This is a genomic window from Brevibacillus sp. HB1.3 (genome assembly GCF_013186635.1).
Classification (GTDB): Bacteria; Bacillota; Bacilli; order Brevibacillales; family Brevibacillaceae; genus Brevibacillus; species Brevibacillus brevis_D.
Window position 1 is genome coordinate 171,525 of record NZ_JABMIT010000007.1, and the last position, 13,643, is coordinate 185,167.

General features: G+C 47.6%; 12 protein-coding genes. 2 read left to right on the forward strand and 10 right to left on the reverse strand.

Annotated features, from left to right (window positions below; translation table 11 throughout):
- Positions 1–15 precede the first annotated feature (15 nt).
- The 7 genes from HPY31_RS17855 to HPY31_RS17885 all read right to left on the reverse strand — a co-directional run bounded on the left by HPY31_RS17855 (position 16) and on the right by HPY31_RS17885 (position 8,606).
- Positions 16–1,062 (reverse strand): galactose ABC transporter substrate-binding protein, encoded by a 1,047-nt coding sequence (locus HPY31_RS17855; RefSeq protein WP_056494866.1) that lies wholly within the window; start codon positions 1,060–1,062, stop codon positions 16–18.
- Positions 1,063–1,186: 124 nt separating this feature from the next.
- A complete protein-coding gene (locus tag HPY31_RS17860; RefSeq protein ID WP_172141808.1) occupies positions 1,187–2,173 on the reverse strand; it encodes a substrate-binding domain-containing protein in 987 nt (328 codons plus the stop codon).
- Positions 2,170–3,933 carry a cache domain-containing sensor histidine kinase gene (locus HPY31_RS17865; protein WP_172141809.1) on the reverse strand — a complete coding sequence of 588 codons (1,764 nt, stop codon included), beginning with the start codon at positions 3,931–3,933 and terminating at the stop codon, positions 2,170–2,172. The genes HPY31_RS17860 and HPY31_RS17865 overlap by 4 nt, the downstream gene beginning before the upstream one ends.
- Before the next feature lie 3 nt (positions 3,934–3,936).
- On the reverse strand, positions 3,937–5,541 hold the full coding sequence (locus HPY31_RS17870) for a response regulator (protein WP_172141810.1): 1,605 nt from the start codon (positions 5,539–5,541) through the stop codon (positions 3,937–3,939).
- 70 nt (positions 5,542–5,611) lie between these two features.
- Positions 5,612–6,097 carry a tetratricopeptide repeat protein gene (locus HPY31_RS17875; RefSeq protein WP_172141811.1) on the reverse strand — a complete coding sequence of 162 codons (486 nt, stop codon included), beginning with the start codon at positions 6,095–6,097 and terminating at the stop codon, positions 5,612–5,614.
- A 79-nt stretch (positions 6,098–6,176) separates the two neighbouring features.
- Positions 6,177–7,415, reverse strand: a complete 1,239-nt coding sequence (locus HPY31_RS17880; RefSeq protein ID WP_172141812.1) for a PqqD family protein — start codon at positions 7,413–7,415, stop codon at positions 6,177–6,179.
- 36 nt (positions 7,416–7,451) lie between these two features.
- Positions 7,452–8,606 (reverse strand): HesA/MoeB/ThiF family protein, encoded by a 1,155-nt coding sequence (locus HPY31_RS17885; RefSeq protein ID WP_172141813.1) that lies wholly within the window; start codon positions 8,604–8,606, stop codon positions 7,452–7,454.
- A gap of 501 nt (positions 8,607–9,107) precedes the next feature.
- Here HPY31_RS17885 and HPY31_RS17890 point away from each other — a divergent pair.
- Both HPY31_RS17890 and HPY31_RS17895 read left to right on the forward strand, forming a co-directional pair.
- Positions 9,108–9,665, forward strand: a complete 558-nt coding sequence (locus HPY31_RS17890) for an RNA polymerase sigma factor (RefSeq protein WP_172141814.1) — start codon at positions 9,108–9,110, stop codon at positions 9,663–9,665.
- The gene (locus HPY31_RS17895) at positions 9,662–11,371 is read left to right on the forward strand and encodes a DUF4179 domain-containing protein (RefSeq protein WP_172141815.1); all 1,710 of its coding nucleotides are present in this window, start codon (positions 9,662–9,664) and stop codon (positions 11,369–11,371) included. The genes HPY31_RS17890 and HPY31_RS17895 overlap by 4 nt, the downstream gene beginning before the upstream one ends.
- A gap of 63 nt (positions 11,372–11,434) precedes the next feature.
- Here the strand turns inward: HPY31_RS17895 and pcrB are convergent, their stop codons facing one another.
- The 3 genes from pcrB to HPY31_RS17910 form a co-directional block, all read right to left on the reverse strand.
- Positions 11,435–12,130, reverse strand: a complete 696-nt coding sequence (gene pcrB, locus HPY31_RS17900; protein ID WP_172141816.1) for a heptaprenylglyceryl phosphate synthase — start codon at positions 12,128–12,130, stop codon at positions 11,435–11,437.
- A 17-nt stretch (positions 12,131–12,147) separates the two neighbouring features.
- Positions 12,148–12,438, reverse strand: a complete 291-nt coding sequence (locus tag HPY31_RS17905) for a YerC/YecD family TrpR-related protein (RefSeq protein WP_007717484.1) — start codon at positions 12,436–12,438, stop codon at positions 12,148–12,150.
- 118 nt (positions 12,439–12,556) lie between these two features.
- The gene (locus HPY31_RS17910; protein ID WP_172141817.1) at positions 12,557–13,612 is read right to left on the reverse strand and encodes a DUF3048 domain-containing protein; all 1,056 of its coding nucleotides are present in this window, start codon (positions 13,610–13,612) and stop codon (positions 12,557–12,559) included.
- Positions 13,613–13,643: the final 31 nt, after the last annotated feature.

A 13,643-nucleotide genomic window follows, 5' to 3' on the forward strand; every position in this document is an offset into this window, starting at 1 on the left:
CGACTCTCCTGCTTTTTATTTCGCGTCGTTCATGTTCTCCTTGGTGATCTTTTTGTAGGGCACCCACACGTACTTCCCGTCCGTAATGTCAAACCCAGTGGAATCTTTTGTTGGCGTTTCACCCTTCGCCAAAGACGCCGCGATGCTAAGCGTTGCTTTTCCTTGGTTATTCGCATCGTTAAGAACCGTTCCGAGCAAGGTTCCCGCTTCCAGCTCCTTAAGTGCAGGTGCTGTGGCATCCACGCCAACAACGGGCATGTACTTACCATTGGCAAAATAGCCAGATGCCTTCAGCGCTTCGATTGCCCCGAGAGCCATATCGTCGTTGTTGGCAAGAACAGCTTCGATCTTGTCACCGGAAGCTGCGAGGAAGGCTGCCATCTTTTCCTGCCCTTTTACGCGATCCCACATGGCCGTATCTTCCGCGACCTTTTCTACTTTAATCCCTGCATCTTCAATCGCCTTCACCGAAAACTTCGTCCGCAGCTCAGCATCCTGATGCCCTGGCTCGCCTTTTAACATGACGTATTGGAGGACACCATCCTTGTTTTTATCTGCTTCCGGGTTTGCCTTCCAGTAATCGACGATCAGCTGCCCCGAGATCGTTCCGGATTCCTCCGCTTTTGCTCCCACGTAATAGACCTTATCCCACTTCTGCATATCCTCTGGCATCGGCTCACGGTTGAAAAAGACGACAGGGATATTGGCTTGCTTCGCCTTGTCGATAAGGACGCCAGCAGCTGTGCGATCCACCGGATTGATAGCGAGGGCATTTACCTTTTTGTTAATGAACAAATCCACTTTGTCATTTTGCGTAGGCTGGGCATTTTGGCTGTCTACAATGTCCACCTCCGCCTTGCCCTCCGCTGCTTTTGAAATCGCATTGCGTACTCCCGTCATGAACGTATCATCGAACTTGTAAATGGCGACCCCGATTTTGGGATTCCCCGCAGGAGCCGCTCCTCCCCCCGACGCTGCTGGCTGCGATCCGCCTGATTGTGAGCATCCAACTACCGAGAGAGTAACAGCGGCCACCAGTGTAGTGGCAATCAGCTTTCTCATTCGATAATCCCCCTTTATTCCTATATTTACATCTGATATACACCAAATGTAAGCGTTTTCCAGGGTGTGTTCCATCGAAAATCCTGCGCATTTCTATCAAAATTCTCATCTGTTTTTCGGTGGCCTATTTAACGAAGGGGAAGAGGAGCTTTTGATTCTCCGACCAGAACATATTCTCCCGATCGATTACTTTCGTTCCGGTGTCTACCAGACTGGGTACTGCTTCTCCGTTGCTCGCTTCGACCGCGTACTTGACGCCGAGATATCCCATCGATAGCGGCTTCTGGATGATCGTCGCGGAAATGATACCTTCCTGCAAATACTCCAGTACTTCCGGTGGACTGTCGATTGCTACGATTTTGACTTTGTCCCGCAGTCCACTGTTTTCCATTTCCTCGGCCACACCGATCGCTGTACTGGAATCGAGTGCAATCACTCCTTTCAACTGCGGGTGCTTGCTGATCAGTTCGCGCGTCCACTCACCAATCTGCTTTTTATCCGAGGGAACATTTTCGTTGGCAACCAGTTCAACCTGCATTTCCCGTGGAAGCAAATCGAGGACGCCCTGTTCTCTTTGTTTGGCATTTGCCTTTATCCGGTCTGTGCCGAGCAATGCGATTTGTCCCTTTTTTTCAATCAGGTACACCATTTTTTCGAAAGCCTTCCTGCCCATATCGTAGTTATCCGTCCCAATGTAGCTCTTGACGGCTGAATCTTTTGCGACTGTGTCGAGTACAAGGATCGGGATGGCCCGCTCCCTTGTCAGCTTGATGGCTTCTCGTAAAACACGTTCGTCACTAGGTGCCACCACGATTGTCTCGGAGCCATCTGCGATTGCTTGCTGCACCAGCTCCATTTGCCTCTGGGCATCCTCCTCATAGTCCGGTGCGTAAAAATTCAGGTTTCGCTCATATTCCTTAGCAGCCATCTCCGCGCCAAGCTTGACCGTTCGCCAATAATCGCCGTGCTTCATACGGACGATCAGCGCCACTGTCTTTTTCTTGTCTACTTCCACATTCGTTAGCGAAGCACTACACGAGTAAAAAAGCGTCACCGCTACCAAAACGACCAGTCCGTATATGCTAAAACGTTTCCCCGCTGCTGTCCTCATAAACGATCTCGCTCCTCTGCAACCTGCCGCGGAATCCATACACGCACAACGGTCCCCTCTTCCTGCTCGCTCGCAATTTCCAATCCGTACTGTTCGCCAAAGGTCAATCGGATGCGTTCCTGCACGTTTAGAATTCCAACGCCCGAGCCTTCTTCGCTTTTGTAAAAGCCGGCTTTTACTTGGGCAAGAACATCTGGGGACATGCCCAAACCATTGTCACTTACCTGAAGTAACACCTTACCATCGATAAGTGCTGCAAATATGCGAATCTGTCCCGGATCAGCCAAATGCTCAATACCGTGGTAGATGGCGTTTTCCACAATCGGCTGAAGCAGTAACTTCAACGTCAGACAGTTAAGCACCTCATCCTCATTTTCGACCACGATCTCGTACTCAAATTTTTGCTTGTACCTCATTTTTTGAATAATGAGATAATGTCGCACATGCTCCAGCTCTTCGCGCACCGTGATAATGTTCTTGCCTCTACTCAGACTAATCCGAAACAGCTTTGACAACGAAGTAATCGTGGTGATGACATCCTCGTTTTTTCCGTTGCCGACCATTCTGACCACAGAGTTCAGCGTATTGTACAGAAAATGCGGATTGATCTGTGCCTGTAGCACCTCCAGCTCGCTTTTTCGTTTGGCTTCCTGTTCCCGAATGATCTGGTGCATCAATTCCCTGACCTTCGCGACCATCAGATGAAAACGCAAGGAGAGCTGTTCGACCTCATGGCTTCCCCGGATCGGTTCACTCTCTGAAAAATCTCCCTGCTCCACCTTTTCCATGGACCGCTCCAACAGCTTGATCGGTCGAGATATTTTTGCAGAGAGATAGTGCAGCACGAACAACACCATGACAATCACAAAGATGAGCAACCAAAAAATGAAGCGACTGATTTCTTTTTTGGTCGTCACAATCTCGTCCATGTAGGAAACCCCAATGATTTTCCAGCCTAGCTGATCGACCGTTTTGATGGTAATCAAGCGCGTTTCGTCCTGTGTCTCTTCTACATAGCTGCCGTAGGAATGCTTCAGCGGCAAGGAACGGTTTTCATTTTTCAATCCGGCGTAAATCAACTGCTGCTGCGGATGGTAGACGATGTTCCCGACCAAATCGATGATGTAGACGTACCCCTTTTTCCCCAAGCCCACTCTCTGGCATAGGTCATCGATCTCTTTGAAATTCACATCGACTAAAAGTACGGCAGGAATTTCTCCGTCAGGTCCGTGGAGAAGAATTTCCCGACTCATCGAGACGACCCAGGTGTACTCTCCTTTAAACAAGTTCTGGATATGCGGGAGCGAAAAGTTCAGATTCGTCGGGTCCTCAATCGCCTTTTGGAACCAGCTCTGTTCCGTCAAACGAGTGTTTTTCCTCAGTACTTTGGAAGGAGTTGTGGCCAATAACGTTCCGTCTCGTGTAAAAACCGCGATGGAGACGATGTCCTTTCTCGTTTCTACGATTGTCTCCAGCTGTTCGCTCAGCTTGTCAGCCGTGAGTCCCTTGCTTCTTCTGATCTTGTCATCGACGAGCTCGAAAATTTGCGTCATCCCATTCAAGTAGCTGTCCAGATTGTATTTCACCTGCTCCAGGATTTGCTGTGTGTGCAGATAGGCGTTTTGCTCTGCCGTCTGCGCAAATTTTCCGTACAGCATCACCCCGACAAACAGCATGACGAGTACAGTCACGAGTGTAAAGGAAGTGGTAATGATAAATTGAATGCCTTTGACCTTGATCACCGTAAGCAATCGTTTCATCGGTTAACCTTCCTGCTCGCTCTGACTTCGGTACTCTTTAGCTGACATGCCTGTATACTTGCGAAAGCTGAAGCTAAAGTAATTGGGATCGGTATATCCTACTTTCTCCGCGATTTCAAAGGACTTCAAATCGGTCGTCCGCAAAAGCTCCTTGGCCTTTTCCATGCGCAATGACAGGAGATAGGACACAAAGGTGGTTTTCGTCTCTTTCTTGAAAATACCGCTAAAATAACCGAGGCTGATGTGCAGTTGCTCGCACACCTTGTGGATGGATATGTCGGGAGAATGATAATGTGCGTGGGTGTAGTCCAATGCCTGTGTGATCAATCGCCTGTACGTCGTTTGCCGTCCGCTTGCGATATTCGCCATGAGGCGCTCACAAATATCTGAGATCTGTTCTCGGGCATCCTCCATACCAGTAAAAGTCGTCATGACCTGCAACAGATAACGTTGCCCGCCAAATAGTTGATCCATGTCAACTTCGGCACGATGGGCAGTCTTCAAAATGGTCGTCATAATTTCCAACAAATAAATTCGGTAGTCCTCAATCGATACGGGAACACCCGCCACCTGATCAAACAATTCATCAATCACGGCCCGAAGCTCCGTACTCGTCCCCATTTTTATACACCGAACCAATTCATGCTCCCTTCTCTCATCGAGGCGTATCTGTTCACTCGCTTGCTTTTCCACGTCATTGATCACAATCATCCTGTTGCAGCCGAGGATGCTTTTGTAATCAAGTGCCTGCATGGCGTCCTCATACGAATAAGGGAGTGCTGCTATATCTGCCACAGCGTTGCCGATTCCGATCGTTACCGTAATGCTCATATATTTTTCAATCGTTCGCCTGATTTCTTCTGCAATATGTTGTGCTCGCACTTCGATTCGCTGCGTGTCGTCTGCTTTTGTTCGCATGAGCAGCACAACCTGATCTTCATGGAGAAAAACAATACCCGCCTGTTTGCCCGCGTTCAGCTGCTCTTCTGCGATATTTTTCACAGCAAAAAGAAACAACTGCTGCTCCTCCTGCTTGGGCTGGTCTACACAGATGACCGCCACGAGATATTCGGGACTCCTGAGCTCAATCCCGTATTCGCAGGCTTTTGAAAAAACATCGTGCTGTACGAGTTGACGACTCAGCAAAGATGATAAAAAAACCTCCCGCAGCACCGGCAAGCTTTTTCGATAGCTATCGCGCAGCAGCTGAACGTTTTCCCGATGGGCCGCCTCTTCGTCCATCCGTCGCTTGACCTTGTCCAGCGCTTCCATCAGCTCACTCGCGGAAAACGGCTTGAGCACATATTCATCAATTTGCAGCTTCACGGCCTTTTGCGCGTACTCGAACTCATCAAACCCAGTCAAGATAATGATGCGTATGGCAGGGTAATCGCGCCCGATGGACTCCGCCAGCTGAAGTCCGTTCATAAAGGGCATCTTGATGTCGGTTACGACGACGTCCGGTCGCAGCCTCTCTACCAGCTCCAATGCCTCTCTGCCGTTTTCTGCTTTGGCAACCACCTCGTACCCGTGGCTATGCCAGTCAATTTCTTGGCTAACCCCTTCTCTTACATCTTCTTCGTCATCTACCAATATCAGCTTATACATAGGCACCTCCCGCTGTTGTACTTGTACAACGGGAGGCGATTGTTTTCCTGCAAATGGAATTAGTATGACGCTACCATGTCTTATTCAGATCATCTGCATAGAACAGAATCGCTTTTTGATAGGCCAAAATCGTAGGATCGCTTGAGGTTTCTGCGAGGTTTTTCAGGAGGAGATTCATGGCTTCGTGATGCTTCCCGAGATTGTAATACGCCATGGAAAGAAAAATCGGAAAGGAACGGTCGCTGGGGAACTGTTGCATCCCCATCTCGAGCGTAGCTGCTGCCTGCTCGTATTGTCCCAGCGTGCGATACGTACTGCCCAAACCGAGTAATGCCCCTTGCAGGTCGTCTTCGACAGACAGTCCGAGCTCAATTGCTTTTTCGTAAAAGGGAACGGCTTCCTTCTCCAATCCGGCTGCGTCGTGGCACCAAGCACACTGATAATGGGCGACAGGATCAGTCGGAGATTGGTTGACGAGCTGAAGGGCAAGCTGGATCGCTTCGTCCAGATGCCCTTCTTTTCGCAGATGAATGATAGTTTGGATCATCGGGTTCATGTGAGCACTTCCTTTGCCTGGGTATCTATCTTCCCCCTAGCGTAACAGGGCAGCTTGGCAAGGTGAAGACACAAATTCGTTATGTGCCCTGCAAAGGTTTTGTCCGCTCTCTTTCGCTTCTCCGTTGTCGATAGGCTCTCATCCACGACCAGCCCAAAATGAGAAACGGAACTAGCACCAACAGGATCAACAGGATGCCGTCCCAAAACTCCCACGAGTGAAGCGGAGCGTTTTTCATGTCGTCGGCGATGATCCAGATGAAATCAACCGCCATGCGCAGCTGATACTGGACAAAGAACCAAATTCCCCACACTGATCCAATCAAGTAGACCCAGCTATACCAGCGAATGACTCTCTTCTCATGGTCAGCTACGTACTCCCATTCCTCCTGCTCCTCCTGCGTCAAGGAACGGAATTTCCCTTTCAAAAACATGCGTGTATTCACCATTAAATTGGAGCATTGGAACTTGGTTGCCAGCACGTAGTACAAGTCGGTCTGCATGAAAACCATAAACTGAAAGGCCAAAGCCATGAGCAGAATGACATTCAGCATGCGAATGAATGCTTCCATGAAGGGCAAAAGCGTCAGCCAGCCTTGATCATTGGCAAACAACAAAATCACACCGATTCCCATAAACATCGCATCCCACGACATTCCCGCCAAAAACGCCCTGTATCTGCGCTGTGGCTCAACGAGAACGATATTGGACATATTCGTTTCTGCTACGGCAAAAACAAGTCGATGCCCCAGACCGATACGACTGCCGATCCCCAATGATCGGGCCGCCATCAAGTGAGCCATCTCATGGAAAAACAGAAAAACCCAAGTGGCCACGAATGAAACCACTACCGAAACCGTCACGGAAGAAGAAACAAAAATATCGGAATAGACCGGGATATACTTGCCCGTAAACAAACAAATGAAAAGACCCGTGAAAAAGAAGAGACCGTATAAACCAAAGGCAACACGGTTAAAGAAAAACTGCCCCGTCCCCTGCTTGATCCAAGAGAAATGATCCACTACCGGTACTGGTTCGTTGACAACTTCTTCATCTACCATGTAGACAAATTGATAGGAAGCAATTAAATCCTGGGCAAAATCAAGCACATCTACTGGTTCGCCCAACCGTTCTTCCATGATCGTCGCGACTTCATGAATACTCCTCCCTTCATCCAACATATCGATGATCTCGACACCAATGGCCGGAAGCACAATGAAATTGCTGATATCCGTTCGTCCAATGAGGATCTCTTCCTCGTTTTCCGCCCGACGCGCAAGCGGGTGCATCTTGAGAATGCTATCTCCCGAGATATTCACTTGCCAAACACCTTCCTCTCTTACAGGAACGATTCCTTACTTTGCGAGCACTTCGTTTCTCTTGATATGAAAAATCGGCTCCGTTCCGCTGCCTCTTCCACAAGTCGGGCATTCAGCTTCATTTCGCTCCCACTCAAAAAACACGCTCTTTTCCAACGTGTTGAAATCGAAAATGATAAATTTGCCCGCCGATTGTACTGGAGCAATTCCAGTCAAATACCTGATTGCATCGGAAGCCATCATTCCTGTAATCATCATGGTGTTGGGTGCAATGGTAGCGGTAGGCAGAATAAAGTTGGTATCGAGCAGCCTTTGGATCAACTGCGGATAGTCCTCAATCTGTGTAGAACGATGCAAATGCATGCAGTCGATACAGCCTGTCTTACCCGGTTCTACCATGAAGAACTGTCCTTCGATGAGGTTGAATCCCCCAGCAATGAACGGGATTTGCAGCTTGGTGCAGGCATGATTCACCCATCTCTGCAAAAAGAAAAAGGGCTGATCGGCTGCAAGCATCACGAGGTCACTTCCCGCAATAACCCGCTCCACGTCTTCGCCGGACTTGATTTGCATCGTCTCCGTTTCAATCAATACCTCAGAATGAAGCCTTCCGATGAAATCACGTGCCGCTTCTACCTTCAGGCGACCAATATCATGCTCGTTAAAGACCATTTGTCTGTTCAAATTGCTAAGCTCTACTCTATCAAAATCTACGAGCTTGATATGCTGAATACCCGCTCCTACCAGATTGACCAGTAGCGTAGAGCCAAAGGCACCCATCCCTAAGATCGTCACTTTTTTTCTACTTACCTGTTCCTGTAGCTCGCTTGGACTTTGATTGAGATCGGTAAACAAGGAGAAGTAGCGGATATTCGCTTTATATCTTTCCTTTTGTTCCGAGGTCAGAACGGAAGCCTCTTCCTTCGCCTGATCCATTAGGAAACCCAAACCACTCAGTGATTCCACTGCTTCCACTATTTCTTCATACGTAATTTCGGGGTAATCGACAACCAATAATGTATGTATTTCACCGATAGTACGAGTGCCATCCATCAGTTTGATCATCTTGCGGATAGACCCATTCTCGTCTTCCAATTCGAATGTATAGCCAGGAGCCTCTCCCAAGCGGAGCATCTGCTCTGTCACTTCATAGACGGGATGCACTGGTTTAAATAAAGGACGACGTTCCATACAAAACACCTCCCAATAGTAGGTTCGCTAACCCGGCTCATTTTAGATGAAAAAAGGGAATAGCTCTTGTGCTATTCCCCCTCTTCTTAAGAGAATTAAGCTGCTACTGCAGTAGTGCGAACGCTTTCAACTTTTTTCGCTTGGATTTTCATGGATAGTTCCTCCTCTCTCTGATTCAAAAATAAAGACAAGTTGATTATATTTCATAAATTTACAGAAATCTACAAATATTAGCAAAGTTTTATATATTTTGGTAATATTCGACTATTTATTTCGTATGCAATAGTATTTTCCTTCCATTTTCTATTAAAAATCCTAAAATTCCTTCTTTTAGGAAAGAATTCTCGATTCTTTTTTGGAAAATACCCCTTATTTTGGGACACTTTCATTCTGGGATTCGTAGTACTAGGATGTAATAAGAAAATTTGACCAAGATCACTTTTGTTTGATCAAAAAAGGAAAAGCTGCGCAGCGAGCCTTTTTTGCCTAGGAGGAGCACAAATGGAGGAAGATCGAGTGATCATCGGGCGGGTCTTGCAAGGAAACAAAGACGCCTACTCCGAGATCATTGCCAGATACCACGGAAAAGTAAGTTCCATTCTTCGCAAGATGTTGGGACATACACCGGATGCACAGGATATCGTGCAGGAAATTTTCATCAAGACGTATTACCATTTACCAGAATATAAGACAAACTACGATTTTTCTGCATGGTTGTACCGGATTGCTGCCAACCACTGTCTGGACGAGCTGCGTAAACGTAAACGCAAGCTTACACTCAGCTCGAATGAAGAGATAGAGCCAGTGGATAGCCATACGCCGGAGGTTGCCTTCCTGAATAAGGAGGGGCAGCGCTTGTTGCGTCAAAGGATGATGTCTGTCGAAGAAAAGTATCGGATCGTCCTCGAAATGCGCTACTTCGAATCTTTGAGTTGTGAAGAAATCAGTCATCGACTGTCGATTCCGTCGAGTACTGTTCGGACGCGCCTGTCTCGTGGAAAAGACAAGCTGAGGGAAGCAATCGGGCATGCAGGGCAAGGGGGGGACTTTCATCTATGAAATGCTTAGATAAAGGACAAATTGCTTTGTATTTGTACGACCTTCTTGAGCCAGAGGAAGCAGAGGTCATAGCAGCCCATTTGGAAGATTGCAGTCATTGCCAGCGTAGATTGAAACAGGAGCTGGACGAGCTGGAAGACCCAGAAGAATCACTGGCGACAGACGAACCGTCCGAAGCAGTCATTCATGCCATTATGGCGAATCTGCCCCCTTACCCTATACACGTCCTGAAACGCTCAGAGAGACAAAACATACAGAAGAAAATGGATTGGAAGAAAAGGAGTCTGGATATCGTGAAAAAAGCAACCATCGCCGTAGCAGGAATGGCAGCAGTCGTCTATTTTGGAACACTGACTTCACCATCCTTTGCGACTTATGTAAATAACTTGTATGCCTCTACCATAAAATCAGATCCGCAGCAGACAGAGAGTAGCTTGTTTGCAGCAAAAGCGTCCGAGGACGCCCTCATCCAGCGTGGACTTGAAAGAGGATATAACAAGAAGCTTGATTTGAAAGCCGTCGACAACGGAATGACGCTGGAAGTAAAAGAAGTTATGGCAGATACGAGGGATGTCCGGATTATTTTCGGCTTCAAGGATAAGAATGGCAAGCAGCTTGAAAAGTTGTTCCGGAATTTGCCAGTGGGGGATGAAGATAAACTGAACGAAACCTATGAAATAAAAATCACAGACGAGGACGGAAACGTTCTTGAAACAATTGATAAGTACCATCTTAAATATAACAAGAAGGAAAGCATCGGCGAAAAAGAGGAGTACTTGATGGTCAGCCGACCGATTAGCCGATATTTTACAGATGTCAGCAAGATTCCTGACAAACTAAACATCGAGCTTCGCATCAAGAAGCTGGACAAAGTTGACGGGAATTGGAGCGTGACCATCCCTGTTGACATTTCCAAAGCAAAAAAGGAAACGAGAATTGTTCCGATTAACGAGCATTTTACCGCTCCCAATGGCGAAGTGATTAATCTGAAGCAAGTGATGGTGACACCTGGCCAAACTGAATTCGTTATCGAGAATACGGAAGGAAGCGGTAGTTCCCCATCCTTAACTTATGAAGTGGTGGACGACAAGGGGGCTGTACTCGCAGCTTGGAGCACTCTGGACCTGATGAGTGAATTTGGGGAAGAGCCGAATCCATTTTTCAAAAATGTAAGCAGAGAATATTTCGTTCGTGCAACCGATGACAAAAATATTCACTTCATCAGCTTTCATTCCTTGCCAACGGATAAAAATCTAACCTTTAGAGTCGGTGATAATTACGATCAGGTTCCTTCGAATTTTAAGCAAAAGCTGTCCATCGAGACACTAAAAACCACTCCTGTAACGATAAAGCATGAAGGAAGCACACTAACCTTCTCAAACTTTGCTTCAGAAGAGATAACGAAAACAAACCCAATCACTTCTAAAAAAATCAAAAGGCTGCGTAATACATTACAGCTAGAGGCAACTTTGGCACCAGGTGTGATCTTTTTAGACTCCTGGGAGGGTGCTGATGACAAGGGAGAAGAATACAATTTTAATTTCATGGGCTCCACAACAAAAGATGAAAAAGGGAATTTTATCATGAAAGGTACACTCGTAGATGAGATGGACGTTAACCCGAAAGAGCTGACGCTTACGATCGAGGAACAAGTGAACAAAGCAAAAGATATGGATTGGAGCGTAGCACTTCCACTGAAGAACTAACGCAAAAATAAAACCACCACTTCCAACGAGACTGTAACAGCTCATGGGAGTGGTGGTCATTTTTTAGTATTGGGTTCCTTTTACAGCCTTCACAGTAGAAAGCGCAGCATCGAGATCATCATAAATGACATTCCCTACAACAACCGTATCTGCAATCGCAGCCATTTCTGCCGCTTGCTCCGGGTTACGAATCCCGCCGCCATAAAAGAGGTGGGCTTCACCCGCGCCTGCCTTGGCAGCCTTTACGATTGTCGGATCACCGTATGTACCGCTGTACTCCATGTAGACAATCGGCAAACGACAAATGTTCGTCGCTACCTGCGCATACGCTTTGGCCTGCGTGGCATCCGCAATCGGACGTGCTTTTGTCAGCTGTGCTACGCCCGCTTCTGGATTGGCGATGATATATCCTTCTGTAATGATCTCATCCCAATGAATATAAGCACCAAACGTTTGAAGCCCCGATACATGCGGAGCAAAAATCCAGTCTGGATCGCCAGCGTTCAATACGAGCGGGATCAAGTACGAATCAAATCCCGGCACAACTGCATCCAACGAGGAAATCTCCAGGACAGCCGGTACTGCGTAACGACGCAATCGCGACATCAATTCGAGTGTATTGTCATAGGTCACACCGTACGTGCCGCCCACAATGATCGCATCTGTTCCGGACTCGCAAATCGCCTCCAAGGCCTCGTCATCGATTGTTTTATCCGGGTCTAGTTTAAATGTATGGCGCCAGCCACGATAGTCAATCAACGTTGCCTGCCTCCTAGCTATTTTCCGATCCGCTCAAGTGCCATCTGGTATCCATCGTTTCCATAGTTCAAACAGCGTTTGACGCGGGAAATCGTCGCCGTACTTGCCCCGGTCTCTGCTTCAATCTGATTGTAAGTAAAGCCTTTGCGGAGCATTCTCGCCACTTCCAGGCGCTGTGCGAGTGACTGCATTTCGTTCACTGTGCACAGATCGTCAAAAAATTGATAGCACTCTTCCATCGTTTCCAGGGAAAGAACAGCTTCAAACAACTGTTCGAGCCCTTTTCCTTTTAATTTTTCCAATTGCATGTCTGTCACCTCTGTTATATATCCGTCTATCGAGCGATTTCTCACTGTACAATTTTTAAGCACTAAAGCTTCACCAATTATCTTAGAAGAAACTGCCTTCATCCGCAACCCCTAATCCTTACTGGAACGTGAGGGACTTCGACAGACCCGGTGAGTTCGGCAATATAGAAACCCAGATATTCCCAGGTAAAAGTGGTGCTTCTTGCGTCAAAGCCGCATCCTCATAGGCACGGATGACACCATTGCTGCGCTTCCATTTGATCTTGCGCGCTTTTCCTTGCTGGAACAAATAACCGTCCCCCGGCCCGATTACATCGACCGATAGACGCCCTTCTTTATCCAGCACGCGGTGTTTAGCAGAGATGACCAATAGATTGGTCGTGGACAACTGCTTCTTGTCGCTCAAGTCCAAATGCGGCTTGCCTGCCGTAAAGCGCATGTATTTTTTTTGCTCGGCATCATATGTAAAAGCCGCTTTATTCAATGAGTGGAAAGTCAGATCTACCTGTGAAGCAGGCTCGCCTTCCTTGATCTCGGTATCCTCCGGCAGGAACGTGAAGTGAGGCACCTCTGCCGTTTGACGCATCCCTTTATCCTGCATCGCTTTTTCCAAGAGCTCTGGCTTGGTGTACAGGTTATGTGGCATTTTACGGAATTTTTCGCGCCAAAAGTATTTACCGTTCGGGATTTCATCCAGATGACTGAGGTCTTTTCGCGCCAAGGTTTCCAGCGCATCTGGACTGCCTCCCGCGTGGACGAGGACTGCATCAAAACCAGTCCCGATCTGGATAAAATAAGGGCGGATACTGCGGACAGGTCCAATGACTTCCGGTTTTTGGCTTTGGAATATCGCAAGAAAACGGGTCATTTCCCCTTCTGACAATACCTCATAAATCATGTCCGCTTTGTTGATGCCTGTTTGTGGCCGTGCGGGCGGAGCGTTGTTGATCATCACCATGATCGGGCGTTTGCTCCCCAGGTTTTCTTGACTGCCAATTCCTGTCATCGGTGCCTTATACGCGTATTCGATGGGCTGATTCGTTTCCGGTGGCGTTTGCACAAGTGGATCAGGTAACTGCGGACTAGGTTGGGTGTCCACTGGCTTTTGACCGCAAGCCGTCGTTAAGAGCATGAAGGCTAGTACCATGAGAGACGATTTGACTGTTCGTTTCATATGAATCGCTCCTTTCCATCTCTCGTTGTCT

What these genes read in the sequence shown, in the direction of transcription:
- HPY31_RS17875 (WP_172141811.1), bottom strand. Translation starts at nt 6,097, where the DNA reads ATGAACCCGATGATCCAAACTATCATTCATCTGCGAAAAGAAGGGCAT.
- HPY31_RS17865 (WP_172141809.1), bottom strand. Translation starts at nt 3,933, where the DNA reads ATGAAACGATTGCTTACGGTGATCAAGGTCAAAGGCATTCAATTTATC.
- HPY31_RS17855 (WP_056494866.1), bottom strand. Translation starts at nt 1,062, where the DNA reads ATGAGAAAGCTGATTGCCACTACACTGGTGGCCGCTGTTACTCTCTCG.
- HPY31_RS17895 (WP_172141815.1), top strand. Translation starts at nt 9,662, where the DNA reads ATGAAATGCTTAGATAAAGGACAAATTGCTTTGTATTTGTACGACCTT.
- HPY31_RS17910 (WP_172141817.1), bottom strand. Translation starts at nt 13,612, where the DNA reads ATGAAACGAACAGTCAAATCGTCTCTCATGGTACTAGCCTTCATGCTC.
- HPY31_RS17905 (WP_007717484.1), bottom strand. Translation starts at nt 12,438, where the DNA reads ATGCAATTGGAAAAATTAAAAGGAAAAGGGCTCGAACAGTTGTTTGAA.
- HPY31_RS17890 (WP_172141814.1), top strand. Translation starts at nt 9,108, where the DNA reads ATGGAGGAAGATCGAGTGATCATCGGGCGGGTCTTGCAAGGAAACAAA.
- HPY31_RS17870 (WP_172141810.1), bottom strand. Translation starts at nt 5,541, where the DNA reads ATGTATAAGCTGATATTGGTAGATGACGAAGAAGATGTAAGAGAAGGG.
- HPY31_RS17860 (WP_172141808.1), bottom strand. Translation starts at nt 2,173, where the DNA reads ATGAGGACAGCAGCGGGGAAACGTTTTAGCATATACGGACTGGTCGTT.
- HPY31_RS17885 (WP_172141813.1), bottom strand. Translation starts at nt 8,606, where the DNA reads ATGGAACGTCGTCCTTTATTTAAACCAGTGCATCCCGTCTATGAAGTG.